This is a genomic window from Poseidonocella sp. HB161398 (assembly GCF_005870025.1).
Lineage (GTDB): Bacteria > Pseudomonadota > Alphaproteobacteria > Rhodobacterales > Rhodobacteraceae > Mangrovicoccus.
In genome coordinates this window covers 65,379-91,289 of record NZ_VATA01000009.1, presented here as the reverse complement: position 1 = coordinate 91,289, position 25,911 = coordinate 65,379, and the positions used below count along the sequence as shown (strand labels likewise).

General features: G+C 69.6%; 26 protein-coding genes. 5 read left to right on the top strand and 21 right to left on the bottom strand.

Annotated features, from left to right (window positions below; all coding sequences use genetic code 11):
- Positions 1 to 3: 3 nt before the first annotated feature.
- The 14 genes from FGX59_RS09625 to betI all read right to left on the bottom strand — a co-directional run bounded on the left by FGX59_RS09625 (position 4) and on the right by betI (position 13,536).
- The gene (locus FGX59_RS09625; protein WP_138466319.1) at positions 4 to 462 is read right to left on the bottom strand and encodes a hypothetical protein; all 459 of its coding nucleotides are present in this window, start codon (positions 460 to 462) and stop codon (positions 4 to 6) included.
- Entirely contained in the window at positions 462 to 926 is a 465-nt protein-coding gene (locus tag FGX59_RS09620) for a LysR family transcriptional regulator (protein WP_138466318.1), read from the bottom strand. Before FGX59_RS09620 ends, FGX59_RS09625 begins: the two co-directional genes overlap by 1 nt.
- Positions 926 to 1,695, bottom strand: a protein-coding gene (locus FGX59_RS09615) for a transposase (protein ID WP_370295917.1) whose coding sequence is annotated in 2 segments (ribosomal slippage) — positions 926 to 1,290 and positions 1,290 to 1,695 — 771 coding nt in all. Because the reading frame shifts where the segments join, the coding sequence is not laid out codon by codon here. Before FGX59_RS09615 ends, FGX59_RS09620 begins: the two co-directional genes overlap by 1 nt.
- A gap of 224 nt (positions 1,696 to 1,919) precedes the next feature.
- Positions 1,920 to 2,048, bottom strand: a complete 129-nt coding sequence (locus FGX59_RS39285) for a hypothetical protein (protein WP_255471562.1) — start codon at positions 2,046 to 2,048, stop codon at positions 1,920 to 1,922.
- 692 nt (positions 2,049 to 2,740) lie between these two features.
- Positions 2,741 to 3,091, bottom strand: coding sequence for a hypothetical protein (locus FGX59_RS09610; RefSeq protein WP_138466317.1), 351 nt, complete (start codon positions 3,089 to 3,091; stop codon positions 2,741 to 2,743).
- A 498-nt stretch (positions 3,092 to 3,589) separates the two neighbouring features.
- Complete coding sequence (locus FGX59_RS09605; RefSeq protein ID WP_138466316.1) at positions 3,590 to 4,240, bottom strand: hypothetical protein; 651 nt, start codon at positions 4,238 to 4,240, stop codon at positions 3,590 to 3,592.
- Between the two features lie 57 nt (positions 4,241 to 4,297).
- Positions 4,298 to 6,223: a 1-deoxy-D-xylulose-5-phosphate synthase gene (dxs, locus tag FGX59_RS09600; RefSeq protein ID WP_138466315.1), complete on the bottom strand. Its 1,926-nt coding sequence runs from the start codon at positions 6,221 to 6,223 to the stop codon at positions 4,298 to 4,300.
- 18 nt (positions 6,224 to 6,241) lie between these two features.
- On the bottom strand, positions 6,242 to 7,105 hold the full coding sequence (locus tag FGX59_RS09595; protein WP_138466314.1) for a polyprenyl synthetase family protein: 864 nt from the start codon (positions 7,103 to 7,105) through the stop codon (positions 6,242 to 6,244).
- A gap of 4 nt (positions 7,106 to 7,109) precedes the next feature.
- Positions 7,110 to 7,352, bottom strand: coding sequence for an exodeoxyribonuclease VII small subunit (locus FGX59_RS09590; RefSeq protein ID WP_138466313.1), 243 nt, complete (start codon positions 7,350 to 7,352; stop codon positions 7,110 to 7,112).
- The gene (locus FGX59_RS09585; RefSeq protein ID WP_138466312.1) at positions 7,349 to 8,287 is read right to left on the bottom strand and encodes a histone deacetylase family protein; all 939 of its coding nucleotides are present in this window, start codon (positions 8,285 to 8,287) and stop codon (positions 7,349 to 7,351) included. Before FGX59_RS09585 ends, FGX59_RS09590 begins: the two co-directional genes overlap by 4 nt.
- Before the next feature lie 93 nt (positions 8,288 to 8,380).
- Positions 8,381 to 9,712, bottom strand: a complete 1,332-nt coding sequence (locus FGX59_RS09580) for an FAD-binding oxidoreductase (RefSeq protein ID WP_171060587.1) — start codon at positions 9,710 to 9,712, stop codon at positions 8,381 to 8,383.
- A 133-nt stretch (positions 9,713 to 9,845) separates the two neighbouring features.
- Positions 9,846 to 11,504: a choline dehydrogenase gene (betA, locus tag FGX59_RS09575; RefSeq protein ID WP_138466310.1), complete on the bottom strand. Its 1,659-nt coding sequence runs from the start codon at positions 11,502 to 11,504 to the stop codon at positions 9,846 to 9,848.
- Positions 11,504 to 12,961 (bottom strand): betaine-aldehyde dehydrogenase, encoded by a 1,458-nt coding sequence (betB, locus tag FGX59_RS09570; RefSeq protein WP_138466309.1) that lies wholly within the window; start codon positions 12,959 to 12,961, stop codon positions 11,504 to 11,506. Before betB ends, betA begins: the two co-directional genes overlap by 1 nt.
- Positions 12,958 to 13,536, bottom strand: coding sequence for a transcriptional regulator BetI (gene betI / locus FGX59_RS09565; RefSeq protein WP_138466308.1), 579 nt, complete (start codon positions 13,534 to 13,536; stop codon positions 12,958 to 12,960). Before betI ends, betB begins: the two co-directional genes overlap by 4 nt.
- Positions 13,537 to 13,616: 80 nt before the next feature.
- On the opposite strand from betI, the gene FGX59_RS09560 reads away from it, so the two are divergent.
- Positions 13,617 to 14,537: a choline ABC transporter substrate-binding protein gene (locus FGX59_RS09560; RefSeq protein ID WP_138466307.1), complete on the top strand. Its 921-nt coding sequence runs from the start codon at positions 13,617 to 13,619 to the stop codon at positions 14,535 to 14,537.
- Between the two features lie 15 nt (positions 14,538 to 14,552).
- On the opposite strand, the gene FGX59_RS09555 is transcribed toward FGX59_RS09560, so the two are convergent.
- Positions 14,553 to 15,170, bottom strand: a complete 618-nt coding sequence (locus FGX59_RS09555) for a glutathione S-transferase family protein (RefSeq protein WP_171060586.1) — start codon at positions 15,168 to 15,170, stop codon at positions 14,553 to 14,555.
- A gap of 35 nt (positions 15,171 to 15,205) precedes the next feature.
- Between FGX59_RS09555 and choW the strand changes: the two genes are divergently transcribed.
- Both choW and choV read left to right on the top strand, forming a co-directional pair.
- Positions 15,206 to 16,042 carry a choline ABC transporter permease subunit gene (gene choW, locus FGX59_RS09550; RefSeq protein ID WP_138466306.1) on the top strand — a complete coding sequence of 279 codons (837 nt, stop codon included), beginning with the start codon at positions 15,206 to 15,208 and terminating at the stop codon, positions 16,040 to 16,042.
- Positions 16,039 to 17,070: a choline ABC transporter ATP-binding protein gene (gene choV, locus FGX59_RS09545; protein ID WP_138466305.1), complete on the top strand. Its 1,032-nt coding sequence runs from the start codon at positions 16,039 to 16,041 to the stop codon at positions 17,068 to 17,070. Before choW ends, choV begins: the two co-directional genes overlap by 4 nt.
- 90 nt (positions 17,071 to 17,160) lie before the next feature.
- Here choV and FGX59_RS09540 read toward each other — a convergent pair whose 3' ends face one another.
- From FGX59_RS09540 to FGX59_RS09530, 3 genes are all read right to left on the bottom strand, one after another.
- Positions 17,161 to 18,378, bottom strand: a complete 1,218-nt coding sequence (locus FGX59_RS09540) for a class I SAM-dependent RNA methyltransferase (RefSeq protein WP_138466304.1) — start codon at positions 18,376 to 18,378, stop codon at positions 17,161 to 17,163.
- Positions 18,379 to 18,498: 120 nt separating this feature from the next.
- The gene (locus tag FGX59_RS09535; RefSeq protein WP_138466303.1) at positions 18,499 to 20,391 is read right to left on the bottom strand and encodes an ABC transporter ATP-binding protein; all 1,893 of its coding nucleotides are present in this window, start codon (positions 20,389 to 20,391) and stop codon (positions 18,499 to 18,501) included.
- Positions 20,388 to 22,244, bottom strand: a complete 1,857-nt coding sequence (locus FGX59_RS09530; protein ID WP_138466302.1) for an ABC transporter ATP-binding protein — start codon at positions 22,242 to 22,244, stop codon at positions 20,388 to 20,390. Before FGX59_RS09530 ends, FGX59_RS09535 begins: the two co-directional genes overlap by 4 nt.
- A 165-nt stretch (positions 22,245 to 22,409) precedes the next feature.
- Here FGX59_RS09530 and FGX59_RS09525 point away from each other — a divergent pair, with 165 nt between their 5' ends.
- Positions 22,410 to 22,649, top strand: coding sequence for a zinc ribbon domain-containing protein (locus FGX59_RS09525; protein WP_138466301.1), 240 nt, complete (start codon positions 22,410 to 22,412; stop codon positions 22,647 to 22,649).
- On the opposite strand, the gene FGX59_RS09520 is transcribed toward FGX59_RS09525, so the two are convergent.
- From FGX59_RS09520 to FGX59_RS09510, 3 genes are read right to left on the bottom strand one after another with little or no spacing between them, the layout of a single operon-like run.
- Positions 22,650 to 23,798: a CCA tRNA nucleotidyltransferase gene (locus FGX59_RS09520; protein WP_138466391.1), complete on the bottom strand. Its 1,149-nt coding sequence runs from the start codon at positions 23,796 to 23,798 to the stop codon at positions 22,650 to 22,652.
- Positions 23,795 to 24,403: a CoA pyrophosphatase gene (locus tag FGX59_RS09515; protein WP_138466300.1), complete on the bottom strand. Its 609-nt coding sequence runs from the start codon at positions 24,401 to 24,403 to the stop codon at positions 23,795 to 23,797. The genes FGX59_RS09520 and FGX59_RS09515 overlap by 4 nt, the downstream gene beginning before the upstream one ends.
- Positions 24,396 to 25,403 carry an Hsp33 family molecular chaperone HslO gene (locus FGX59_RS09510; protein WP_138466299.1) on the bottom strand — a complete coding sequence of 336 codons (1,008 nt, stop codon included), beginning with the start codon at positions 25,401 to 25,403 and terminating at the stop codon, positions 24,396 to 24,398. Before FGX59_RS09510 ends, FGX59_RS09515 begins: the two co-directional genes overlap by 8 nt.
- 70 nt (positions 25,404 to 25,473) lie before the next feature.
- On the opposite strand from FGX59_RS09510, the gene FGX59_RS09505 reads away from it, so the two are divergent.
- Positions 25,474 to 25,905, top strand: coding sequence for an NUDIX domain-containing protein (locus tag FGX59_RS09505; RefSeq protein WP_138466298.1), 432 nt, complete (start codon positions 25,474 to 25,476; stop codon positions 25,903 to 25,905).
- The last annotated feature ends 6 nt before the right edge of the window (positions 25,906 to 25,911 follow it).

The window sequence follows — 25,911 nt, the reverse complement described above, 5'->3', positions numbered from 1 at the left end:
GGTTCAGGCGTCTTCGGACCGAGCCGGCGAAGATCCCGCGAATGATGTCCTGCATCCAGGCATGCCCCGGATCGGCCTGCCCTTTCGCGTGCCAGGACAGAAGGACCGGTAGGTTCGGGCTATGGAGGGCGGCTCAGGCACGCGCAGCCCGTCGATCGGCGCCACCATCTGGGCATCGCGGCGCGGCCCCAGCGCCAGCAGCTGGCAGAAGGCCGCCGTCGCCGCCAGGTCGGCTGCATTCGGCACGGCGGCTTCGGCCCGGCCTGCATCACCATGCCGCCCATCTGCCGCCGCGCCTGCGCTTCGCGCGACATAACCGCATGGCCGGCGTCGCAGAATTGCTCGGCCCGCGACCCGGTCTCCGATCACCGGATGATCCTTCCGCGGGATGCAGACCCGCGTGACGAATCCCACCGCCTCGAAGGAGATGCCGTCATGCTCCTGCGGATGGGCATCGACCATCAGGTCGGCCTCGCATTGACCAGCCGGCCACAGGGCTGGCTCCAGTCCGGCGAATGCACGTGAATGGTGCCGCGCGAATCGCCATCGTCGAGCACCTTCACAAGCGGCGCCAGGATGCCCGGCAATTTGCAGTCATGCAGCACGACGACGAATTCGCGCTCGCTCTTGCGCGGAGCGAAGGCGGCGCCGGACCGGATGCCGACCCGCAGCGTCGCCATCGCCTCGGAGATCGGTCCGGCGATATCCATCGCCTGCGCGGTCGGTCGCACTCCGCACGCCGAGCGGATGTAGCGCCGGTCGTCGGGCTGCACCCGCAGCCGGTTCCGCGCATTGCTGACCGGCGGCTGGCTGATGTTCAGGGTCTCGACGGCACGGCTGATGCTGCCGCGGTGGCAGATGCCGTCGAAGATCAGCAGCAGGTTGAGGTCCAGATCCTTGAAACTGGGTTCGGGGCCCATGGCCATTAGATGACGGTCACTGCGAAAGCGATGGCGGAGAAGAAAGCCTTGGGACAGCGGTCATTTCTGGTCGCAACGGGACGCCAGTCCTTGAGCCGTCGGAACATGATCTCGTTGCGGTTGCTGCGCCCGTCGTCTTTGATGGTCGTCTTGCGTTGCTTTCGGCCAACGATGCAGGCGCGTATCCCTTTGTCTTTGAGCGCTTCCCTGAACCAGTCAGCACCACAGCCTCGGTCGCCGAGCAACCATTTGACGCTCGGCAGGCTGCCCAGCCAAGAAGAGACGATGAAGCTGATCGGGCGGCATTTTCTGGCGCAGAGGGCATGCAGCCTGGTCCCTCTCGGGACATTGCCTTGCCATGCCCTGCCGCGCACTGGTTCCTGCCACGCGTTCTTGGGGAAGCGATCCCACCGACCGTTTCCTGACCTTCGGACTCCGTCCACTCAGGCGGCCACGCCCCCTTTTCCGCGCCCGGACTGGACGCGGTGCGATGCGCCGTCAGGCAGGTTGCGTCGATCGTCACCGTCGGCCCTTCGCCATGTTCGGCGGCCGGGCCCGCCATCATCTGCTCGAAGATGCCTTTGCCACTCCATCGCTTCCAACGGGTATGCGGTGTCTTGTGCGGACCATATTCTTTCGAGGCATCCCGCCAGCGTGATCCTTTGCGGTTCATGAAGATAATGCCGCTCAGCACGCGCGGCTTTCCGTTGGGCTTCAGAGAGTAGGGCTGCCGGCGCGCCATCTGCGCCTCGCTCGGCCAAAAGAGATCACATATGTCAGCGCTCGTTTTCCGAAGGCTGAATCATCAGCCTCCGCGGAAATCCATGGATCCTGAGCCCAGCGTTGCGCATCTGCCGGAACACCCACCTGCGTCACGATACTGCGCGCAGCAGAACACCCCGGACGATGGCATCAGGAAGACCCGGACGGCGCCTTTCGTCCCGGCCGCCGCAATCGTCAAGGGCCCCGCCATTCTTCCGGGCAGAGGGACGCGGGCGGTCAGAGACGCGTCGACAGGCGCAGCATGCCGCCATGGCTCTCGTCATCGTCGCCATAGGCGCCGCCATACTCGAACCGCGCCGGTGAACAGGCTCCCTCCAGTGCGACCCGGGCCAGACGGCCGGGCATTGGCACGCGCGAGGAGCAGCCGCCCAGACCGGGACCGCTGCGATAGGCAGCCCCGGTCGACCAGTCGTCGACGCTGGAGAAGCGGGCGCCGCCGCTGCCCTAGTGGACCATCCAGCCGCCGGAGAAGGCGCGCCGCGGCCTGAAGGCGACCGGGGCGTGGCGATGAAGGCGGCCCGGCGCTCGCGCTCGAGGTCGTAGATGCCGACGCCGTGCTCGCCATATTCCGAGGTGCCGACATGGACCGCGTCGAGATCGAACGCGGGGCGCAGATGGCCGCTGCCCGGCGACATTGCATAGGCGCCGCGCAGCCGGCCGGCGGGGGGCCAGATATCGGTCGAGCCGCGGGCCGTCCCCGATGCGCCCGGCACCTCGATCTCGCGCGCCGTTTCGAAGGCGCAGTAGCTGCCGCTCGGCACCGAGAGAGCCAGGCCGCCGAAACTCCGTCCAAGCGACAGGCCGAGAGGACCGGTATCGCCACGGTCGCGGAACGGCCCTTGCGGCGGTCGCGCTCAGAGCGCACGTTGCCCAAGCAGCCGCTTCTGCCCTCCGCCGACCGGGACATGGGTGCCGTCATGGCCGCCCGCCCCGCTCTGCGCGACTTCGGCGAGGCCCGATGCGCGCCCTCGCGGTTCACAGCGCATCGGCTTGGCTGTGGCAGCTCAGCGTGCCGTCGCGCCGGCTCGCGGCCAGCGTCACCTGGTCCAGGTCGCCAGCCCCGGGCCGGGCCCCGGCGAGGACGGCGCCTGGCGGTCGCCGGCCCCGCCATGCCCGGCCGCCGCGACCCGGTTGAGGCTGCCCAGCATGGCCACATGCCCCTCTGGCGCCCCCGCGGCGTAGAGGGCGCCGAGATGCGCCGCCTCGTTGGCGTCAAGCGCGGCGAAGGCCCCGGCGAAACCGGTCGGCTCGATCCGGGTGCTGGCCGCGCTGCCGCTGACCGAGCTGGAGACATCGACCACCTGGGCATCCACCGTCTCGAAGCCGCCTGACAGCGTGCCGGTATCGCAGGTGGCCACCGGCGTATTGCCCCGATCCGTCGTCGTCACGGGATCGCCGCGCCCGCAAGCGTGAGCGCCGTCGCCGGGGTCGACGCCAGAAGTCGGGACCGGCGGCCCGTGAAGCCGCGTCCGGTGACGCTGGTTGCCGACATGCCGTCCTCCTCTCGTCCTGTTGCCGGGCTCCGCGGGGCGCAGCTTCAGCGGTAGCGGCCGCGCCCGGGCATGGCGCGGCCGACCCGGAGCCCGGGGGCCGCCGGAAAGCGCTGCAACCTCGAGGAGACCCCATCCGCCATCCGCGGGAGCCCCCCGGGGCCCCGCATGTCGGGACTGTCATTGCGGTGGACCCTGCCGGAGCGCTGGCCCCGGACAAATCACTCGAGGCAAATACCGCTCATCAGGGTGGAAACATATCCAGTACAAATGACCTGGTATCCGCGGGTTGCGCGGCATGTCCCGCCGCGGCGCCCGGCAAGGAAAGTCACGCGGCCGAACATTGCTGCAGCGTACCTGCAACAATTTGCGCCAGAACCGCGCTGTGCCGGCCGCTCAGAGCGCCGGGTCCTCCGCCCGAAGCGCCGCCGGGCGCCGCAGCCGGCCGACGCCCCAGAAGACCGGGATCAGCACCAGCCCGCCGACGAAGGTCGTGCCGTAGAAGGCCAGGCGCTGCGGCAGCTCCATGTCGTTGAGGAAGGGATAGGGCAGGCCCGAGGTGACGGTGCCGACCGGCGCGTCGTTGAGCGGTCCGACCAGCAGCTCGGCCCAGCCGGCATAGGCGACGACCATCGCCGCCAGCGCCCCGGCCACCGGCAGGAGGCGGCGGAAGCCGCGCTTCAGCCAGAAGAGGTCGATCCACATCAGCGCCGGCCCGACGAGATGCAGGTAGTATTCCCGGTAGGGCTTGGGGTCGTTCTCGCCATTGACCAGCGACGGGTCGATCAGGAAGAGCCGCCAGTAGGAGATCACCACCAGCGCATTGACGATGGCCAGAAGCGACAGCGGCAGGTCGAACCGCCCGTCCGGCCGTCCGAAGCCCGGCACGGTCATCGCCGCCGCCGCCATGAGGTTGCCGGTCAGCGCCCAGATGGTGAGATAGCGGAACTGCGCGCCGAAGGTCCCGTAATCGGCCGTCACGGCGACATCGATCGAATAGAGGATGGCCAGGATCAGGACGATCAGGCGGTAGCGGCGTGCGGTCATGGGGCCCTCCAGGTCTCGGACGCATCCTAGCGCCTGGCGGGCCCGCGCGGAACCCTGCTAGCCCCGCCGCGCCAGCGTCCCGAGGCCCAGAACCTCCTGCACCTTGCCCTCGATATCCTCGGCATTCATCTGCGCCACCGCATACATGTCATGCGGGCTGGCCTGGTCGATGAAGGTGTCGGGCAGCACCATCGAGCGGTATTTCAGCCCGCCGTCGAAGACGCCCTCCTCGGCCAGGAGCTGCGCGACATGGCTGCCGAAGCCGCCAATGGCGCCCTCCTCGATGGTGATCAGCGCCGGATGCTCGCGCGCCAGCCGCAGGATCAGCTCGCGGTCGAGCGGCTTGGAGAAGCGCGCGTCGGCCACGGTGACCTGGATGCCCTTGGCCGCCAGCCGCTCTGCCGCGGTCTCGACCTCGGAGAGCCGCGTGCCGAAGCTGAGGATCGCCGCCGCCGTGCCCTCGCGGATCATCCGGCCCTTGCCGATCTCCAGCGGCACGCCGCGCTCGGGCATCTCGACGCCGACGCCCTCGCCGCGCGGGAAGCGGAAGGCGATCGGCCCCTCGTCATGCGCGGCCGCGGTGGCGACCATGTGCACCAGCTCCGCCTCGTCGGCCGCGGCCATCACGGTGAAGCCCGGCAGGTTGGAAAGGAAGGCGATGTCGAAACTGCCGGCATGGGTCGCGCCGTCGGCGCCGACGAGGCCGGCGCGGTCGATGGCGAAGCGCACCGGCAGGCGCTGGATCGCCACGTCATGCACCACCTGGTCGTAGCCGCGCTGCAGGAAGGTCGAGTACATCGCGCAGAAGGGCTTCATCCCGCCGGCCGCGAGCCCGGCGCAGAAGGTCACGCCGTGCTGCTCGGCGATGGCGACGTCGAAGACCCGCTGCGGGAAACGCTCGGCGAAGAGGTTCAGCCCGGTGCCATCGGGCATGGCCGCGGTCACCGCCACGATCTTGTCGTCGCGGGAGGCCTCGTCGATCAGCGCGCGGGCGAAGACCTTGGTATAGGCCGGCGCGTTCGAGACCGCCTTGGCCTGCTCGCCGGTGACCACGTCGAACTTGGCGCGGGCATGGCCGCGGTCGCTGGATTTCTCCGCCGGGTCGTAGCCCTTGCCCTTCTTGGTGATCGCATGGATCAGCACCGGCCCGTCGGCATGGGCCCTGACCGCGCGCAGTAGCGGGACCAGCTGGTCGAGGTCGTGCCCGTCGATCGGCCCCAGATAGGTGAAGCCGAGCTGCTCGAACATGGTGCCGCCCATGACCGAGGATTTCAGGAGGTCCTTGGCGCGCTTCGCACCCTCCTGCAGCGGCGGCGGCAGGAATTTCACCGCGTCCTTGGCGACCTGCTTGAACTCGTGGAAGGGCGAGCCGGTATAGAGCCGCGACAGGTAGGAGGACATGGCGCCGACGGGCGGCGCGATCGACATCTCGTTGTCGTTGAGGATGACGATCATGCGGTTCTTCAGATGGCCGGCATTGTTCATCGCCTCGTAGGCCATGCCCGCCGAGATCGAGCCGTCGCCGATCACCGCGATGCAGTCGCCGATGCCGTGTTCGGGCCGGCCGCCGAGATCGCGGGCCACGGCGAAGCCGAGCGCCGCCGAGATCGAGGTGGAGCTATGCGCCGCGCCGAACGGGTCATAGGGCGACTCGGAGCGCTTGGTGAAGCCCGACAGCCCGTCCTTCTGGCGCAGGGTGCGGATGCGGTCGCGGCGGCCGGTCAGGATCTTGTGGGGGTAGCACTGGTGGCCGACATCCCAGATCACCTTGTCGCGCGGCGTGTCGAAGACCGCATGCAGCGCCACGGTCAGCTCGACCACGCCGAGCCCCGCGCCCAGATGGCCGCCAGTGACCGAGACCGCGCTGACAGTCTCCGCGCGCAGCTCGTCGGCGAGCTGCCGCAGCTCGCGGATCGACAGGCCCTTCAGGTCTGCAGGCTCATGCACCTTGTCGAGCAAGGGCGTTTTCGGCTCGTCGGCCATCGGAACTCTCCGTCGCGTCTAGCGTTCCCGCGAGATAACGAAGCGCGCTACGTCCCGCAAGGTTTCCGCCCTGTCACCGAAGGGCGCAAGCGCGTCGCAGGCCTCCTCTGCCAACGATGTGGCGCGGGCTTTCGCCCCGTCCAGCCCCAGCAGGCCCACAAAGGTCGCTTTTCCCGCTTCAGCGTCCTTCTGCAGGCGCTTTCCCGCCTTTTCCGGGTCGCCGGTGACGTCGAGGATGTCGTCGGCGATCTGGAAGGCCAAGCCGAGCGCCGCGGCATAGGCCGAAAGCGGCGCGGGATCCGCCCCGGCCAGCCGCGCGCCGGCCTCGGCCGACCAGCGGATCAGCGCTCCGGTCTTGTTGCGCTGGAGCGTGATGATCTCCCCGAGCGAGAGCGGCGCGGCGGCGGTCTCGGCGGCGATGTCCTGCGCCTGGCCCAGCACCATGCCGCCCGCCCCCGAGGCGCGCGCCAGCGACAGGACCAGATCGGCGCGCACTGCCGCGTCGGGGGATGCGCCCGGATCGGCCAGCAGCCCGAAGGCCAGCGTCTGAAGCGCGTCGCCGACCAGCACCGCCACGGCATCGTCCCATTTGACATGCACGGTCGGACGGCCGCGGCGCAGGTCGTCGTCATCCATCGCCGGCAGGTCGTCATGAACGAGCGAATAGGCATGCAGCGCCTCGACCGCCGCCCCGGCCTGCTCGGCCCCGTCCAGGTCGAAGAGCCGCGCCGATTCCACGACCAGGAAGCCGCGCAGCCCCTTTCCGCCCTCGCAGGCATAGGCCATGCCGTCGCGGATCACGCTCGGCGGTTCGGCGGCGATCGCCGCCAGGAGCCGCGCCCGCACGGCCTCGGTCACGATGCCGAGCCGCTCCATGCCCATGGCGTCAGAGACCTTCGACCGGCTTCAGCCCGGCAGGCTCTCCGTTGCGGTCCAGCGTGATGGCCGCGACCTTTTCCTCGGCCTGCTTCAGCTTGGTCTCGCAATGCGCCTTCAGCTCGGCGCCGCGCTCGTAGAGCTTGATCGAGTCTTCCAGACCGACCTCGCCCTGCTCCAGCCGCGTGACGACAGATTCCAGCGCCGCCATCGCCTCCTCGAAGCTCATTTCGGTCACAGCCTTGTCGCTCATCGCTTGCCTCGCTCCATCAGGACATCCACATGTGCCGCCACCGATGCGGCGAGCGCAGCCAGATCATATCCGCCCTCCAGTGTCGAGACCAGCCGGCCGCCGCAGAGCGTCTCTGCCGCGTCGCAAAGCCGTTCCGTGATCCAGCCAAAATCATCGGTCTCCCAGTCGAGGTTGGCCAGAGGGTCGGCGCGATGGGCGTCGAATCCGGCGGAGACGATGACGAGCTCGGGCCGGTGCCGTTCGAGGGCGGGCAGGATCACCTCGTCGGTCACCATCCGCATCGCCGCTCCGTCCGAGCCGGGCGGCAGCGGGATGTTGACGATCTGGCCATGCGCGCCGCGCTGGTCATGCGCACCGGTACCCGGATAGAGCGGCATCTGGTGGCAGGAGACGAAGAGCGCGCGCTCCTCCTGCCAGAGCAGGTCCTGCGTGCCATTGCCGTGATGGACGTCGAAATCCACCACCGCCACGCGCGACAGCCCGTGATGGTCGAGCGCGTATTTCGCCGCGATGGCGGCATTGCCGAAGAGGCAGAAGCCCATCGCCGTCTCGCGCTCGGCATGGTGGCCCGGCGGGCGCATGGCAACGAAGGCATTCGCCGCCTCGCCGGCCAGCACCATGTCGACCGCCTTCAGGCAGCCGCCGACTCCGCGCCGCGCCGCCTCCATCGAGCCCGGGCAGACATGGGTGTCGCCGTCGAGCGAGGTCCAGCCCTTCGCCGGGATCGCCGCCTCGATCCGGTCGATATAGCGCTGCGGGTGGCAGCGGAGGATCTGGGCATCGGGCGCGGCGGGCGGCTCGGGGCGCAGGAGCGCGGCATAGCGCGGCGTGTCGATCACTGCCGCGATGGCCCTGAGCCGCGCCACCTGCTCGGGATGGGCGGGCGGGGTGACATGGGCAAGTCCGGACGGGTGGGCGAAATAGGCTGTGCTCATGGCAGGAGGCTAGGCAGCGCCGCGCCGCCGCGCAACCGCGCCAAAGGGCGCTCCCCCTCTCCCCGGCCCTCTCCCCGCCGGGGAGAGGGGGGCTCAGCGGCGGTCGAGGAGCCCGTACCAGAGATAGGCGCCGGCCAGGGCGAGGCGACGGGCGCGGCCCAGTTCGAAGCGCCGGGGCTCCGCCATGACGAAGCCGGGAAGCTCATGCGCCTCGCCCAGGAGCAGCTTCGCCGCCTGCAGCCCCGACCAGCTGGCCATCGCCACGCCATTGCCGTGATAGCCGAAGGCCGCCACCGCCCCGGGCCAGCCGCCGATCTGGCCGACATAGGGGGTGAGCCGCCGGGTCAGATTGGCCAGGCCGGACCAGAAGTACGGCGTTTCCACGCCGGTCCAGGCCGGGAACATGGCGTCGAAATCGGCGCGCATCTGCCTGCGGATCGCGGCATGGGTCGCGGGCGTCCAGCGGATGCCGCCGCGCATGCCGAAGAGGAACCGTCCCTCGGGGAGCATGCGGAAATAGTGCAGCAGATGGCGGCTGTCATAGGCCATCAGGTCCGAGGTCCAGCCCTGCGCCGCGCGTTCTTCGGGGGTGATGACCCGGCTGACGAGCACCGAGGACTGGACCGGCAGGAAACGCGCGCGCATCCAGTCCGGCAGATCGTCGGAGGCGTAGCCGTTGGTCGCCAGAAGGATCTTCTCCGCCCGGAGCCGGCCCGAGGGCGTCTCCAAGAGGTAGCCCCCGGCCTCGCGCCGGATGCGGCTGACGGGCGATCCGCCATGGATCCGCACCCCAGCCGCGAGGGCGCCACGGGCGAGCCCGGCGACGTATTTGCGCGGATTGATCCCGAAACCCAGCCGCAGATGCAGCCCGCCATGCATGCCTTCGGCCGCCAGTCCGCGCGCGGCCAGGTCGCCGGGCTCCAACACCGCCGCAGTCGTTCCATATTCGGCGGCCGTCCCAGCTGCACTGGCCCGAATGGCCGCCATTTCCCGCTGCGAATGGGCCAGCATCGCCTCGCCGTCGGAGTGACGGTCGATCTCGAGATCCAGCTCTCCGGCGAGCTGCGCCACCAGGTCGATCGCCGCGCGCTCGGCGCGCACCCATTCCACCCGCGCGGCGGTTCCATGGCGGGCGTTCATCGCGCCGCGGTCGAGCTTCGAGCCGCCGATGCAGGCGAAGCCCCCATTGCGGCCCGACGCGCCCCAGCCCGGACCGTGCCGGTCGAGCACCGCGACATCGGCCCCGGTGCGGGCGAGATGCAGCGCCGCCGAGAGCCCGGTGAAGCCCGCGCCGATCACCGCCACCCCCGCCCGCAACTCGCCTTCGAGCGGCGGAGCAGGCGGCGTGTCGCAGGTCGTGGCCCAGTAGCAGCCATCAATGGAGCCAGCCTCGTAGGCCTCGGATTCATAGGGATGTCTGGACATGGACGCACTCCGTAGCGGCGCCCGAGCCATGCGCCCGGTTCCGGGCAAGGTCAAGCCACCGGCAGAGGCGGGGGCGGCGGGGGGGGGGGGGGGGGGAGGGGTTCCCCCTCCCCGCACCCCTCCCCCCCGCTTGTCAGCGCTGCGCGGTCTGCCAGTCCGGATTGATCCAGGGCGCGTCATTCGACGGGGCCAGCGTCGCGCGGCCCAGGATGTGGTCCGCCGCCTTCTCGCCGGTCATGATCGACGGCCCGTTCAGGTTCCCGTTGGTAATCCGCGGGAAGATCGAGCTGTCGGCCAGGCGCAGCCCTTCGACGCCGATCACCCGCGCCTCCGGGTCGACCACCGCCATCGGATCGTCGGCCCGGCCCATCCGGCAGGTCCCGCAGGGATGGTAGGCGCTTTCGGCATGCTCGCGGATGAAGCCGTCGATCTCGTCATCGCTCTGCAGCCCGACACCCGGCTGGATCTCGTGGCGGATATAGGGCTTGAATGCCTCCTGCGCGAAGATCTCGCGGGTCAGCCGGATGCAGGCGCGGAAATCCTCCCAGTCCTGCTCGGCGCTCATGTAGTTGAAGCGGATCACCGGCTTGGCCTTCGGATCGCCCGAGCGCAGCGTGACCGCGCCGCGGGAGGGCGAGCGCATCGGCCCGACATGGACCTGGAACCCGTGCCCCTCGGCCGCCGCCTGGCCGTCATAGCGCACCGCGATCGGCAGGAAATGGTACTGGATGTCCGGATACTCGATCCCCGCCCGCGAGCGGATGAAGGCCGCGCTCTCGAACTGGTTCGACGCGCCGAGCCCCTTCTTCGTGAAGAGCCACTGCGCCCCGATCATCGCCTTGCCGAAGAGGTTCCAGTACTTGAACAGCGTGACCGGCTGGCTTGCCGCCATCTGCATGTAGACTTCCAGATGGTCCTGCAGGTTCTGGCCGACGCCCGGACGGTCGGCAACGACCTCGATCCCGTGCTCGGCGAGATGCGCCGCCGGACCGATCCCCGAGAGCATCAGCAGCTTCGGCGAGTTCAGCGAGCTCGCCGCGACGATCACCTCCGCGCGGGCGCGGATCACCTCGATCTTGCCGCCGCGCTCCACCTCGACGCCGGTCGCGCGGCCGTTCTCGATGACGATGCGGCGGGCGAAGGCGCGGACGAGGTCGCAGTTGTCGCGCTTCAGCGCCGGCTTCAGATAGGCATTGGCGGCGGACCAGCGCTGGCCCTTCCAGACCGTCTGCTCCATCGGGCCGAAGCCCTCCTGCTGCTGCCCGTTGTAATCCGCCGTCACCGGATAGCCCGCCTGCCGGCCGGCCTCGACAAAGGCCGCGTGCAGCGGGTTGTCGCGCGGGCCGCGGGTGACATGCAGCGGGCCGTCCTTGCCGCGCCAGTCCGGATCGCCGCCCTGGCCGCTTTCGTGCCAGTGCTCCATCCGCTTGAAATAGGGCAGGACATCGGCATAGGCCCAGCCGTCGGCGCCGCTTTCCGCCCAGTGGTCGTAGTCCTTCGCGTGGCCGCGGACATAGACCATGCCGTTGATCGAGGACGACCCGCCAACCACCTTGCCGCGCGGCGTGACCAGGCTGCGCCCGCCCAGATGGGGCTCGGGCTCGGAACTGTAGCCCCAGTCATAGAGCGACATGTTCATCGGGTAGCTCAGCGCCGCGGGCATCTGGATCAGCGGCCCGGCATCGGTGCCGCCATGCTCGATCACCAGGACCTTCCTGCCCGCCTCGGTCAGCCGGTAGGCCATGGCGCAACCGGCGCTGCCCGCGCCGATGATGACGTAATCCGCTTCCATCAGAATGCCGCCTCCGTCTTGCCGAGGCAGACATAGACTGACTTCACCTCGGAATAATGCTTGATCGCCTCTTTCGAGTTCTCGCGTCCCACGCCCGAGGCCTTGACCCCGCCGAAGGGCGCCTCGACCGGCGTCAGGTTGTAGGTATTGATGTAGCAGCTGCCCGCGCGGATCCGGCCGATTACCCGGTGCGCCCGCGCCAGATCGGCGGTGAAGACGCCGCCCGCCAGGCCGAATTCTGTGTCATTCGCCCGCGCGACAACCTCGTCCTCGTCCTCGAAATCGAGGACCGACATGACCGGGCCGAAGATCTCCTCGCGGGCGATGGACATGGTGTCGGTGACATCGGCGAAGACCGCCGGGGTCATCCAGAACCCGTCCTTCTCGATCCGCGTGCCGCCGGTCACCAGCCGCGCGCCCTCCGCGACGCCCTTGCCGACATAGCCGAGCGCGATCTCCAGCTGCGCGGCCGAGGTCATCGGGCCGAAATTCGTGGCCTCGTCCATCGGGTCGCCGATCACCGCATCGCCCAGCCGCTCGGCCAGCCGCGCCAGGAAGGCCTCCTTGATCGCCCTGTGGACGAAAACCCGCGTGCCGTTCGAGCAGATCTGCCCCGAGGAGTAGAAATTGCCGTTGATCGCCGCTGAGATCGCGCTTTCCAGATCGGCATCGTCGAAGATGACGAGCGGCGACTTGCCGCCCAGCTCCATCGTGACATGCTTCATCTGGCCCGCCGCCTGCGCCGCCACCTTGCGGCCGGTCGGCACCGAGCCGGTCAGCGACACCTTGGCGATGCCGGGATGGCCGGTCAGCATCGCGCCGGTCTCGCCATGGCCCTGCACCACGTTGAACAGCCCCGCAGGCGCGCCGGCCTCGATCAGGATCTCGGCGATCTTCAGCGCGCAGAGCGGCGTCGTCTCGGAGGGCTTGAAGATCATCGCATTGCCGCAGGCCAGCGCCGGGGCGGCCTTCCAGCAGGCGATCTGCGTCGGGTAGTTCCAGGCACCGATGCCGAGGCAGACGCCCAGCGGCTCGCGCATGGTATAGACGAAATCGCCGCCCGCCACGGGGATGTGCTCGCCCGTCAGGCTGCCCGCGAGACCGCCGAAATATTCCAGCGCATCCGCGCCCGAAGTGGCGTCGGCCACCAGCGTCTCCTGCAGCGGCTTGCCGGTGTCGAAGGTCTCCAGCACGGAAAGCTCGCGGTTCCTCTCGCGGATGATCGCGGCGGCTTTCAGCAGCACCCGGCCGCGCTCGGTGCCGGTCAGCGCGGCCCATTCCGCCTGCGCCCGGGCGGCCGAGGCCACGGCTTCCTCGACGATGGCGGGCGTGCCGGCATGCAGCCGCGCGATCACCGCGCCGGTGGCCGGGTAGATCACCTCGATCGGCGCCCCCGCCGCGTCCTCGACATAGCGGCCGCCGATGAAGTGGCTGGCCGTCGGTTGCAGATCGGTCATGCGGTCCTCAATTCCTTGTCAAGCGCCTGCAATGCATGGCCATTGGCAATTGCGGCGGTCGTCTTCGGGTTGAGCGCCGCGTGAAGGTAGAGCCCGTCGATCAGGCCGGCGAGCCGCTCGGCAATGCCCGCGGCGGCGCCGTCTCCGGCCAGCGGCCGCAGATCATGGACGAGATTGGTGTGCAGGCGCCGGTGATAGACCCGGAGCAGGCGATTCGCCTGCGGCGAGGTCTGCGCCAGCACGTAGAAGCTGAGCCAGGCCGAAACCGTCTCGTGGCGGAAGTTCACCGGCGCGAATCCGGCGGAGATGACCGCCTCCAGCCGCGCGCGGGGCCCTTTCGCCGGCACCAGGCGCCGCCGCACCTCGGTGCCGTACTGGCCGAGGATATGGCGCATGGCCGCGAGGAACATCTCTTCCTTCGACCCGAAATAGTGATGCGCCAGCGCCGAGGACATCCCTGCCCGCTTGGCGATTCGCGACACCGGGACGTCGAGGCTTCCCGCCGCGCCGATCTCCTGGATCGCCGCCTGCACAAGCGCTGCGCGTCTGATGGGTTCCATTCCGACTTTCGGCATCTTTTGGCTCTTTTTGGTTGCATCTTCAGGATAGGGCGTTCTTAATTGACTCGTCAATCAACAAAACGACGGGGACCAAAATGAAACTGACCGCTTCTCTCCTCGCCCTGGCCTGCGCCGCTTCCGCTGCCAATGCGGATTGCGGCACGGTCGTCTTCTCGGATGTGGGATGGACGGACATCACGGCCACCACCGCCGCGACGACGGTCGTGCTGAAAGCGCTCGGCTATGAAACCGACGTGAAGATCCTGTCGGTTCCGGTGACCTACACCTCGCTCGCCAAGGGCGATGTCGACATCTTCCTCGGCAACTGGATGCCCACGATGGAGGCCGATATCGCGCCCTATCGCGAAGCCGGCACCGTCGAGACCGTCCGCGCCAATCTGGAAGGCGCGAAATACACCCTGGCCGTCAACAAGGCTGGCCATGACCTCGGCATCGGCGATTTCGCCGAGATCGCCAATTTCGAGGACGAGCTCGACGGCAAGATCTACGGCATCGAGCCGGGCAATGACGGCAACCGCCTGATCCAGTCGATGATCGACGAGAACGCCTTCGGCCTCGACGATTTCGAAGTCGTCGAAAGCTCCGAGCAGGGCATGCTGGCCCAGGTCGCCCGCGCCGACCGCCGCGACGAGCCGGTGGTCTTCCTCGGCTGGGAACCGCATCCGATGAACGCCAATTTCGACATGACCTACCTGACCGGCGGCGACGACTGGTTCGGCCCGGATTTCGGCGGCGCGACGGTCTATACCAATGTCCGCAAGGGCTATGTCGAGGAATGCCCGAATGTCGGCAAGCTGCTCGGCAACCTCGCCTTCACGCTGCCGATGGAGAACGAGATCATGGGCGCCATCCTCGATGACGGCGCCGATCCCGAGGACGCGGCCGAAGCCTGGCTGAAGGCCAATCCGGAGATCATGACCGGCTGGCTCGAGGGCATCACCACGCTGGGCGGCGACGAGGCCCTGCCGGCCGTCAAATCCTCGCTGGGGCTCTGAGCCCTGGCCGGAGCGTCACCCCTGCCCCGGCAGCGCCCCGTCCTTCTGTGCCGCGCGCAGGAAGGCGGGGCGGGCGGTCAGGCGCTCCGCATAGGCGGTAAAGGACGGCCTGGCGGCGATGCTGCCGAACATCATTCCCCAGCTCAGCTGGGACCCCAGCATCACGTCGGCGGCCGAGAACCGGTCGCTGGTGACATAGTCCCGCTCCGACAGAAGGCCGTCGAGCGTGTCGAGCACCGTCTCGAGCGTGCCGTATCCGAAGCGGCGGGACAGCAGCGGGTCGCTGGTATCGAGCTCGACCGAGGCATTGGTGACAGCCTGCTCGAGCGGACCGGCGGCGAAGAAGAGCCAGCGGTAGTAATCGGCTCGGTCCTTCGGCTCCGGCGCCAGCCCCGCTTCGGGGAAGGCATCGGCCATGTAGGCGCAGATCGCCGCGTTTTCGGTGACCACCCGGTCGCCATGGCGCAGGGCGGGCACTTTGCCCATCGGATTGATGGCAAGATAGTCCGGCGCCTTCATCGTGGTCCCGTACTCGAGGATCACCGCGTCATAGGGCTGGCCGGCCTCTTCCATGAGCCAGCGCGCGATGCGGCCCCGGGACATCGGATTGGTATAAAGGACGAGGTCGGTCATCAGGGCCTCCAGCAACAGAACGACACAGGGATAGCATGAACTGGCTGACCGACAACAAGATCCCCATCGGGAAATGGGCAGCGGCAATCTTCGACTGGCTCCAGATCAACGGAGCCTGGTTCTTCGACGGCCTCGCCGACTTCATGGACTCGATGATCGACGGCATCCTCTGGGTGCTGCAGGAACCGCCCATGCTGGTCGTGGTCGCCGCCTTCGTGGCGATCAGCTACGCGCTCCAGCGCAGCTGGAAGATCTCCGCCGGCATCCTCGCGGGCTTCCTCTTCATCATCAACCAGGGCTACTGGGAAGAGACCACCGAGAGCCTGACGCTGGTGCTCTCTGCCTGCGTGGTCTGCATGGCCGTGGGCGTGCCGATCGGCATCGCCGCGGCGCACCGGCCGAAGCTCTATGCCGCGATGCGCCCGGTCCTCGACCTGATGCAGACGCTGCCGACCTTCGTCTACCTGATCCCGGCGATCGTCTTCTTCGGCATCGGCATGGTGCCGGGGCTGATCGCGACGGTGATCTTCGTCGTGCCGGCGCCGATCCGGCTGACCTATCTGGGCGTCTCCGCCACGCCGCAGCACCTCCTGGAGGCAGCGCGCGCCTTCGGCGGCACGCCCTCCCAGGTGCTCTGGAAGGTCGAGCTGCCCTATGCCGTGCCGCAGATCATGGCCGGGCTGAACCAGACCATCATGCTGAGCCTGTCGATGGTGGTGATCGCCGCGCTGGTCGGCGCTGACGGGCTGGGCGTGCCGGTGGTGCGCGCGCTGAACCAGGTGAACACGGCCCTTGGCTTCGAAAGCGGCTTCGTCATCGTCGTCGTCGCCATCATGCTGGACCGGATGCTGCATGCGGGAGGCCGGAAATGAGCGTAGCTGTCAGTTTCGATCAGGTGAACATCGTCTTCGGCAATGCGCCGCAGAGCGCGCTTCCGCTAATGGATGCCGGCCGCTCGCGGTCCGAGATCCAGGACGAGACCGGCCAGGTGCTGGGCGTGCATGACTGCTCGCTCGATGTCGGCGAGGGCGAGATCCTCGTGCTCATGGGGCTCTCGGGCTCGGGCAAGTCGACGCTCCTGCGCGCCGTCAACGGGCTGAACCCGGTGGTGCGCGGCGCCGTCCATGTCCGCCGCGGCGGCGAGATGGTCGACATCACCCATGCCGGCAAGAAGACGCTGCGCGAGATGCGGCTGAACCAGATCGCCATGGTCTTCCAGCAATTCGGCCTGCTGCCCTGGCGCACCGTGCGCGAGAATGTCTGGCTGGGGCTGGAGCTCGGCGGCGTGCCGAAAAAGGAGCGCGAGGCGCGGGTCGACCGCCAGCTCGAGCTCGTCAACCTCTCCGACTGGGCCGACCGCAAGGTGGGCGAGCTCTCGGGCGGGATGCAGCAGCGCGTGGGCCTGGCCCGCGCCTTCGTCACCGAAGCGCCGATCCTCCTGATGGACGAGCCCTTCTCGGCGCTCGACCCGCTGATCCGGTCGCGGCTGCAGGACGAGCTGCTGCAGCTCCAGCGCGAACTCAAGCGGACGATCATCTTCGTCAGCCACGATCTCGACGAGGCGTTCAAGCTGGGCAACCGGATCGCCATCATGGAAGGCGGACGGATCGTGCAATGCGGCACCCCGCAGGAGATCTTCTCCAATCCGGTAAATGACTATGTCGCTGATTTCGTGGCGCATATGAACCCGCTCGGCGTGCTGACCGCCGAGGACGTGATGGAGCCCGCCGTCGGGCCGCAAGGCCAGGCGGTCGATGCCGCCACCCCGGTGGCCGAGGTGATGCAGGCGGTCTGCGCCACCGACCTGGCGCTGCCAGTGACCCGCGACGGCCAGCTTCTCGGGCAGGTCAGCCGCACCAGCGTGCTGCGCCGCCTGACCGATCCGGTCAGCGCGGCCTGAGCCTCCTCCCCGCCGCTCCGCCTCTCCGGCGGCGGGGAGGGTCCGGGAGGGGGTGTCCCCCTCCCGGCTGCGGGGCTCCATGCGCGGCGCTCAGCTCCGGCGCGTGAAGCCCGCCGCGATTTCGACATGCGGCGACCAGCGGAACTGGTCGACCACCGTCACCGGCCCCATCTCGTAGCCCCCCGCCAGCAGCAGCGCCGCATCGCGGGCGAAGCTCGACGGGCTGCAGGAAACCGAGGCGATCACCTCGACGCCCGATTTGGCCAGCTGGGCCATCTGCGCCGCCGCGCCGGCCCGGGGCGGGTCGATCACCACCGCCTCCACCCCCTTCAGCTCGTCCGCCATCAGCGGCCGCCGGAAGAGGTCGCGCACCTCCGCCTTCAGCTGGTGCAGCCCGTCCGTGCGGTTCCAGGCCGATGTCAGCGCCGCCACCTGCGGCGCCTCGGATTCATAGGCCGCCACATCCGCCCTTGCCGACAGGGGCAGCGCGAAGGTCCCGCAGCCGCAGAAGAGATCGGCGATGCGCGACGCGCCCTTCGTGATCTCCTCCACCGCCGCGGTCAGCGCCGCCTGGCCATGCGATGTGGCCTGCAGGAAGGCCCCCGGCGGCAGCGTCACCCGGGCCGGCCCCATATGCACGTCGGGCGCCGCCCATTGCGCCACCTGCTCGCCATTCCAGCTCAGCCGCGCCAGTCCCGCCGCTGCGCCGAGCTCGACCAGGGCCTGGTGAAGCGCGAGATCGAGCGGCTTGCCGCCCGTCGCCGCCAGGTCGGGCCCGTTCAGCGTCTCGGTGGCCTGGAAGGAGATCTCGCCCTTGCGCGAGCCGCCCGCGACAGTCAGCGCCTCGAGATGCGGCAGGAGCGCCGCCAGCTTCGGCGTGATCACGTGGCAGGAGCGAACCTCGACCAGCGTGTGCGAGCGCGGCCCGTGGAACCCCGCCAGCGCGCCCTTCTTGGTGCGCCGGCCAGCGAAGCCCGCGCGGCGGCGGCTGCCGGCCGGCGAGGTGACCGGCTGGCCGATCTCGGCCTCGATGCCCTGCGCGCGCAGCGCGTCGCGGACGATGCCCTGCTTCCACGCCGCGACCAGCGCGTCCGAGCCGTGCTGCAGCACGCAGCCGCCGCAGGATTTCGCATGCGGACAGGGGGCCTTCACCCGGTCGGCAGAGGGGATGACGATCTTCGGCGCGGCCATGGCGCCGCCCGCCACCTCGCCGACGACGGTCTCGCCCGGCAGCGCGCCGGGCACGACAATGCCTTCGGCCAGGCCGTCGCCCAGATGCCCCAGTTTCGTGATCACAAGCTCGGTCATGCCTGGCTCCTCATGTGCCGGGCCGACCTATACCACGGGCGCGGGCGGGGCCAGAGCCCCCACGCGCCCCCGCTCCCCCCTCACCCCGGCCCTCTCCCCGGCGGGGAGAGGGAGAGCGCCTCACTCCGCCGCTTCGGCGCCGAGGAAGCCGCCGGACTGGCGGTGCCAGAAGCGGGCATAGAGCCCGCCCTGCGAGAGGAGCTCGTCATGGGTGCCCATCTCGGCGATGCGGCCGCCCTCGAGCACGATGATCCGGTCCATCGCCGCGATGGTCGAAAGACGGTGGGCGATGGCGACCACGGTCTTGCCTTCCATCACCTGGGTCAGCGCGCCCTGGATCTCGGCCTCGACCTCGCTGTCGAGCGCCGAGGTCGCCTCGTCGAGCGCCAGGATCGGCGCGTCCTTCAGGATGGCGCGCGCCAGCGCGATGCGCTGCCGCTGCCCGCCCGAGAGCTTCACCCCGCGCTCGCCCAGATGGGCGTCATAACCCGTCCGGCCGCGATGGTCGCGCAGCGTCAGGATGAAGTCATGCGCCGAGGCCTTGCGCGCCGCCTCCATCACCTCCGCGTCGGTGGCATCGGCGCGGCCGTAGCGGATATTGTCCATCGCCGAGCGGTTGAACATCGCGGTTTCCTGCCGGACCATCGCGATCTGGCGGCGCAGCGCGTCCTGGGTCAGCTCGCGGATGTCGCGGCCGTCGAGCATGATCCGCCCGCCCTCGACATCGTAGAGCCTGAGGAGCAGCGACATGACCGTCGACTTGCCCGCCCCGGAACGGCCGACAAGCGCGATCTTCTCGCCCGCGCGGATGTCGAGCTCGAACCGGTCGAGCGCGGCGCCCGGCTTGCCGCCATAGCCGAAGGACACGCCTTCGAAATGCACGGCGCCGCTGGCGCGCGGGATATTCGCGGCCTCGGGACGGTCGGTGATCGCATGCGGCGGGGTGAGGGTGCGGATGCCGTCCTCGATCTCGCCGATATTCGAGAAGATGCCGAGCGCCGCGAAGCTGACCCAGCCGGTCATGGTGGCCAGCCGGGTGGAAACGAGGCCGGCCGCGGCGATGTCGCCGGCCGTCGCCGCGCCCTGCCCCCAGAGATACAGGCTGAGCCCGATCAGCACGGTCGGCAGCAGCCCGGCAAGGACGAAGATGAACAGCCGGAAGGTCACGACGATGGACGCCCAGGCCACCGAGGCCTCGCGGTAGCCATGCAGCGAGTCCTCGGTCGCGGCCTCTTCCTTGGTGCCATGCGCGAAGAGCTTCACGGTGGTGATATTGGTGATCGTGTCGACGATCTGGCCGGTCACCATGGCGCGCCGCGCCGCGCGCAGCTGAGAACGCGAGCGGATGCGCGGCAGGAAGAAGCGGATCAGCACCGCATAGCCCGCCATCCAGACGAGCACGACGAGGCCGAGCCACCAGTTGACCGCGCCGAGCATCACCACCGCCGAGAGCGCCGCGGCCACCGCGTTGCCGAGGATGTTGGTCGATTCCGTCACCACCTCGGTCACCGCGCGGGCGGTCTGCTGCGATTTCTGCGCGATCCGGCCCGCGAAGTCGTTGTCGAAATAGCTCAGCGCCTGGCCCAGCGTGTGGCGGTTCACGCGCGAGAGCACCAGCGCGTAGAGGTTCGGCTGCAGCGTCACGGTGTTGAAGGCCGCGTTCGCCACCATCGAGAGCGGCCAGATCGCCAGGAAGAACACCGCGAGAGCGGCGAATTGCCAGCCCTGCGAGGCGAGATAGCCCGCCCCGGACGCCTGCGCCCCGTCGATCACCCAGCCGATCATCCAGAAGCCCAGCACCGTGGTGATGCCGACCGAGATCGAGGCGGCGACAGCCAGCCGGATCTGCGTGCCCGCGCCGCGCAGCGCCCAGCCCATGAAGGGCCGGAGCCGGCCCGGCGGCGGGCCCTCGGCCTGGGCGAAAGGTTCGATCGTGTCGGCGAGCCTGCGGTAGAAGGGCGGAATCCGCCCGGTCTTCTCTTCCGCAATCTCTGCTTCTGGCCTGGTCGTCATTCGGCCGCCTCCGTCTTGTCGTCATCCGTTCCGAGGAAGCCGCCCGACTGCCGGGTCCAGAACCCGGCATAGAGCCCCTCTTGCGCCAGCAGGTCGCCATGGCTGCCCTGCTCGGCAATGCGGCCCCCGTCGAGGACGAGAATGCGGTCCATATGGGCGATGGTGGACAGGCGGTGCGCGATGGCGATGACGGTCTTACCCTCCATCATGCCGTAGAGCGTATCCTGGATTGCGGCTTCGACCTCACTATCTAGCGCGCTCGTGGCCTCGTCCAGCACGAGGATCGGCGCATCCTTCAAGATCACGCGAGCGAGAGCAATGCGCTGCCGCTGCCCGCCGGAGAGCTTGACGCCGCGCTCGCCGACATGGGCGTCATAGCCGCGGCGGCCCTCGGCATCCATCAGCCCGAGGATGAACTCATGCGCCTGGGCCTTGCGCGCGGCGGCGATCATCGCCTCCTCGCCGGCGCCGGGCCGGCCGTAGAGGATGTTGTCGCGCACCGAGCGGTGGAGCAGCGAGGAGTCCTGGCTGACCATGCCGATCTGGCGGCGCAGGCTGTCCTGGGTCACGCCCGCGATGTCCTGGCCGTCGATCTCGATCCGCCCGCCCTCGGTGTCGTAGAAGCGCAGGAGCAGCTTTACGAGGGTCGACTTGCCCGCCCCCGAGCGGCCGACCAGGCCGACCTTCTCGCCCGGGGCGAGTTCCAGCGTGATCCGGTCGAGACCGCCCGATCCCTTGCCGAAATGGTGCGACAGGTCGCGGAAGGCGACGGCGCCCTGGCTCAGCCGCAGATCCGGCGCGCCGGGCCGGTCGGTCAGCGCGATCGGCTGGGCGATGGTCTCTAGCCCCTCGGCCACCACGCCGAGCGACTGGAAGAAATTCGAGATCGCCCACATGATCCAGCCGGTCATCGCGTTGAGCCGCAGGCTCAGCGCCGTCGCCGCCGCGACCACGCCCACCGAGGCCGAGCCCTGCGCCCAGAGCAGCACCGCGAGCCCGACCACGCCGAGGATCAGCAATCCGTTCAGCAGCGTCAGCGTGATGTCCATGATGGTGAAGAGCCGCATCTCGGCGGCGAAGGTGCGGCGGGCATGCTCGATCGCCTCCTTCGCGTAGTCGAGCTCGCCCGAATGATGGGCGAAGAGCTTCACCGACTGGATGTTGGTATAGGTGTCGACCACCCGGCCGGTCACGGCGGAGCGCGCATCCGAGGCCGCCTTCGAGGCCGGCCCGATCCGCGTCACCGTCCAGCGCACCAGCGCCAGATAGGCGGCGAACCACAGCGCCAGCGGCACGAAGAGCCGCAGGTCGGCATCGGCCAGCAGCACCGCCGCGCCCAGCACATAGGCCAGCGCGAAGGCCAGCGCGTCGAAGATCTGGAACACCGCCTCGCCCGCGGCGGGCGGCGCCTGCATGATGCGGTTGGCGATGCGCCCGGCGAAGTCGTCCTCGAACCAGCCGACCGACTGGCGCAGGACGTGGCGATGCGCCCGCCAGCGGAAGAGCGTGCCGAAATTGGGCATCAGCGCGTTGTTCAGCACCAGCACGTCGAGCCCCTGCAGCAACGGGCGCAGCGTCACCAGGAAGACCGCGATCAGCCCCAGCTCCAGCCCGTGCTCGCGCCAGATCGTGGCGGGGGTGGCGGTGCCGAGCAGGTCGACCACCCGGCCCATGTAGTGGATCAGCCCGATCTCCACCGCGGCGACAGCGAAGGCCAAGAGGCCCGCGACGAGGAAGAGGCGGTGGAAGGGCCGCGAGAGCGCGCGCAGATAGGGCCAGAGCCGGCGCGGCGGCGCATCGGTTTCGGGGTAATCCTGATAGGGATCGATGAGGGTCTCGAAATAACGGAACACGGGGAATGCCTTTCGCTTGGCGCCGTCTTAGGCCGATTCCCTCCTGCGTCAAAACCTGCCGTGGCACGGCGGGCGGGGGATCGCCGAGCCGGGCCTGGCACGCGGCATGCTTGGACCGGGCGGGGTGCCGCAATGCGGGCCCGCAACCGGCAAGGGGAGACACAGATGCCGATCTACAGCTACCGCTGCAGCGACTGCGGCGCGGAATTCGAGGAGCTGGTCGCGCTCGGCGCGCCGCTGCCGCCCTGCCCGTCCTGCGCCAGCCAGGCGGTGAAGCAACAGATCTCGCGCGTGGCGCCGCCGGGCAAGGCAGCCGGGATCCTCGCCTCGGCGCGCAAGCAGGCGGCGAAGGAGGGGCATTTCAGCAACTATTCCGCCTCGGAGCGCAAGGCGGCGCTGAAATAGTCACTCCGGCAGGGCGAGGAGCTCTGCCCGGGTGAGCGCGAAGCCGGAGGCGATCCAGGCCTCCTTCAGCGCGGCGAGCCTCTGGCCGAGCGCCGCGCCCTCGCGGCCCTGCGCCATCAGCTCCTTCGCCGAGACCGGGAAGCGCGCGGCCGCCGCCCGCGCGATCGCCTGATCGAGATCGGGGGCCGGCGGCTGGCCGGTCAGCGCGGCCGTGATCAGCGCGAGATCCCGCCCGGCCCGGGCGCCATGCTCGAAGGCCATCCGCGCCGGGCTGTCGCCGCGTTCCAGCGCCTGCAGATAGAGCCCGAGCCGGCGCGCCTCCGCCCGGCTGAGCCGCAGCGCCTTCTCCGGATCGGTACCGCCCAGGACCGCGAGGCGCCGGATCGGGTCCGGCGCGGCGCCGGCTTCGTGATGGACGAGCGGCGCCATCCCGCGGGGATCCGCCCCTGGCAGCACCTGCGCCAGGACGCCGGCCCGGGCCATCGACGCGAGCGCCGGCGCGGGATCGGGCGCGGCAAGGAGCTTCTTCATCTCCTGGCCGATCCGCTCGGCCGCGATCCGGCCCAGCCCCTCGGCCAGCTCGGCGCAGGCGGCCAGCCCCTCGGCATCCAGCCCGTCGCCGCCGTACCAGGCGGTGAAGCGGAAGAAGCGCAGGATGCGCAGGTAGTCCTCGCGGATGCGCGCCCCGGCATCGCCGATGAAGCGCACCCGGCCGGCCTGCAGGTCGGCGAGCCCGCCCAGCGGGTCCTCCACCTGCCCGTCCGCCCCGGCATAGAGCGCGTTCATGGTGAAATCGCGCCGCGCGGCGTCGTCCTCGATCCGGTCGGCGAAGATCACCCTGGCATGGCGGCCGTCGGTCTCGACATCGCGGCGCAGCGTCGTGACCTCGTAGCCCTCGCCCTGGACGACGATGGTGATCGTGCCATGCTCTGCACCGGTCGGCACGGCCTTCAGCCCCGCCGCGCGGGCCGCGGCCTCGGTCTCGCCGGGCCGCGCGCTGGTGGCGATGTCGATATCGCTGCCGTCGCGGCCGAGCAGCGCATTGCGGACGCAGCCGCCGACGAACCAGGCGCGGTGCCCGGCCGCCCCGAGCGCGGCCATCACCGCCTGCGGCCCCGGAGCCCCGAGCCAGGGAGGCGCGATCCTCAGCGGCATGCCGCCACCCGGTCCGCCAGGCCCTTCAGCATCCGCGCCGTCGCCCCCCAGATGTAGTAGGGGCCCCAGGGAACCGCATAGTAGTAGCGGCGCGAGCCCTGCCAGCGGCGGCCCTCGACCCGGAAATTCGCCGGATCGGCGAGGAAGTCGAAGGGCACGGAGAAGATCTCGGCCACCTCGCCCGCCTCGGCCAACGGCGCGAAGGGCCGGGTGATCTCGGCCACGACCGGGGTGACATGGTAGCTCGTCACCGTCTCGTGCGGCGTGAGCTGGCCGATGATCCGCACCAGCCCGGGGTCGAGCCCGACCTCTTCCTCGGCCTCGCGCAGCGCCGCCGTCACCGGATCGCCGCCATCCTCGGGGTCGAGCCGGCCGCCCGGGAAGGCGATCTGCCCGGGATGGTGGCGCAGCTTCGAGGAGCGCTTGGTCAGCAGCACCTCGAGCCCGGCCGGGCCGGGCATCAGCCCGACGAGCACCGCCGCCGGGCGCAGCCGCCGCCCCTCCGGCAGAACGACGGCCGGGTTCAGGTCGAAATCCGACGAGGCCGGCGCCGGCTCGCGCAGGGCGGCGGCGACCAGGGAGAGCCCGGTTTCAGGCATCGCCCTCCGGATCCTCCGGATCCCTCGTCGCCTCGAAGCCGAGCGTCTGCGGGTCGAATTCGTAATGCGCGCCGCAGAACTGGCAGTCGGCGGTGACGATGCCCTCGTCCGTGGTCATGTGCGCGATGTCCTTGGCCGAATAGATCGACAGGCTCTGGCGCACGCGCTCGGCCGAGCAGGTGCAGCCGAAGCTGACCGGCTGGCTGTCATAGACCCGCGGCTGTTCCTCGTGGAAGAGCCGGACCAGGAGGTCGGTCGGCTGGACCGAGGGGCCGATCAGCTCCAGCACGTCCATCGTGTCGAGCAGCAGATTGGCGCGGTTCCAGTTCTCCTCGTCGTCGCCGTCGAGCATGTCGTCGGGGCGCAGGAGGCCGCCCTCGCCCGAGCCGCCATCGTTGGCGACGAAGGGGCTGGCCTTGGGCATGTGCTGCAGCATCACGCCGCCGCCGCGCCAGGTTTCCGCCGTGCCGGGCGCCGTCGACTGGCCGAAGGCGATCGAGAACCGCGTCGGCAGCTGCTCGGACTGGGCGAAATAGGTCTCGGCGCAGGCTGCGAGCGACGGGCCCGAAAGCGGCGTGATCCCCTGATAGGGCTGCATCCCCGCCCCCTGGTCGATCAGGATGGCGAAATAGCCCTGTCCGAGCAGGTCGAAGGGCGTGGCCGCGTCCAGGCGGTCGCGGTCGAAGGAGGCATAGGCGCGGATCCGGGCCGGCTCGCCGGAATCGGTGGGGCCGTAGTAGTCGGTCGCGATCAGCCGCACCGGGCCGTCGCCGCGCACCTGCAGCGACAGTTTCCAGCGCAGTTCGATCGTCTGGCCGATCAGCGCTGTGAGGAGCGCCATCTCCGCCACCAGCGCTTCGACCGGGGCGGGATAGTCATGCTGTTCGAGAATGCGGTCCAGCACGGTATCGAGCCGCGCTACGCGGCCGCGGATATCCGCGAGGTCCAGCTGGAACGGCAACACGTTGTCGTCCCAGGCGATCTGCTTGCCGATGGTCATGGGCTTTCCTTGTAGGCTTCGCTTGGGCATACCGCGCCTAGATAGGCTCGGCAACCTGGGGGACCAAGACATGCGCCGCTTTGGTGAAAGCGTGAAACCTGATGTCAGCTACCGGCTGCGGCCCGGCGCCTATGCCGTGCTGCTGGCCGGGCGCGACGTGCTCCTGACCCACCAGATGGAGCCGGAGCCGGAATTCCAGCTGCCCGGCGGCGGCATCGACCCGGGCGAGTCGCCCCTGCAGGCGCTGCATCGCGAGGTGATGGAGGAGACCGGCTGGTCGATCGCCGGGCTGCGCCGGCTCGGCGCCTACCGCCGCTTCGTCTACATGCCGGACTATGGCATCTGGGCGGAGAAGACCTGCCGCATCTACGTGGCGCGGCCGGTGCGCCGCCACGGACCGCCGAGCGAGCCCGGGCATTCGGCGGTCTTCGTGCCGCTCGAGGATGCCGCGCGGATCGCCGCCAGCCCGGGCGACCGGGAGATGCTGTCCCGGCTGCTCTGAGCCGGC

Coding starts and splice junctions, on each gene's coding strand:
- FGX59_RS09625 (WP_138466319.1), bottom strand. CDS start 462: ATGGTCGATGCCCATCCGCAGGAGCATGACGGCATCTCCTTCGAGGCG.
- FGX59_RS09620 (WP_138466318.1), bottom strand. CDS start 926: ATGGCCATGGGCCCCGAACCCAGTTTCAAGGATCTGGACCTCAACCTG.
- FGX59_RS39285 (WP_255471562.1), bottom strand. CDS start 2,048: ATGCCCGGCCGTCTGGCCCGGGTCGCACTGGAGGGAGCCTGTTCACCG.
- FGX59_RS09605 (WP_138466316.1), bottom strand. CDS start 4,240: ATGACCGCACGCCGCTACCGCCTGATCGTCCTGATCCTGGCCATCCTC.
- dxs (WP_138466315.1), bottom strand. CDS start 6,223: ATGGCCGACGAGCCGAAAACGCCCTTGCTCGACAAGGTGCATGAGCCT.
- FGX59_RS09595 (WP_138466314.1), bottom strand. CDS start 7,105: ATGGGCATGGAGCGGCTCGGCATCGTGACCGAGGCCGTGCGGGCGCGG.
- FGX59_RS09590 (WP_138466313.1), bottom strand. CDS start 7,352: ATGAGCGACAAGGCTGTGACCGAAATGAGCTTCGAGGAGGCGATGGCG.
- FGX59_RS09585 (WP_138466312.1), bottom strand. CDS start 8,287: ATGAGCACAGCCTATTTCGCCCACCCGTCCGGACTTGCCCATGTCACC.
- FGX59_RS09580 (WP_171060587.1), bottom strand. CDS start 9,712: ATGTCCAGACATCCCTATGAATCCGAGGCCTACGAGGCTGGCTCCATT.
- betA (WP_138466310.1), bottom strand. CDS start 11,504: ATGGAAGCGGATTACGTCATCATCGGCGCGGGCAGCGCCGGTTGCGCC.
- betB (WP_138466309.1), bottom strand. CDS start 12,961: ATGACCGATCTGCAACCGACGGCCAGCCACTTCATCGGCGGCCGCTAT.
- betI (WP_138466308.1), bottom strand. CDS start 13,536: ATGCCGAAAGTCGGAATGGAACCCATCAGACGCGCAGCGCTTGTGCAG.
- FGX59_RS09560 (WP_138466307.1), top strand. CDS start 13,617: ATGAAACTGACCGCTTCTCTCCTCGCCCTGGCCTGCGCCGCTTCCGCT.
- FGX59_RS09555 (WP_171060586.1), bottom strand. CDS start 15,170: ATGACCGACCTCGTCCTTTATACCAATCCGATGTCCCGGGGCCGCATC.
- choW (WP_138466306.1), top strand. CDS start 15,206: ATGAACTGGCTGACCGACAACAAGATCCCCATCGGGAAATGGGCAGCG.
- choV (WP_138466305.1), top strand. CDS start 16,039: ATGAGCGTAGCTGTCAGTTTCGATCAGGTGAACATCGTCTTCGGCAAT.
- FGX59_RS09540 (WP_138466304.1), bottom strand. CDS start 18,378: ATGACCGAGCTTGTGATCACGAAACTGGGGCATCTGGGCGACGGCCTG.
- FGX59_RS09535 (WP_138466303.1), bottom strand. CDS start 20,391: ATGACGACCAGGCCAGAAGCAGAGATTGCGGAAGAGAAGACCGGGCGG.
- FGX59_RS09525 (WP_138466301.1), top strand. CDS start 22,410: ATGCCGATCTACAGCTACCGCTGCAGCGACTGCGGCGCGGAATTCGAG.
- FGX59_RS09515 (WP_138466300.1), bottom strand. CDS start 24,403: ATGCCTGAAACCGGGCTCTCCCTGGTCGCCGCCGCCCTGCGCGAGCCG.
- FGX59_RS09510 (WP_138466299.1), bottom strand. CDS start 25,403: ATGACCATCGGCAAGCAGATCGCCTGGGACGACAACGTGTTGCCGTTC.
- FGX59_RS09505 (WP_138466298.1), top strand. CDS start 25,474: ATGCGCCGCTTTGGTGAAAGCGTGAAACCTGATGTCAGCTACCGGCTG.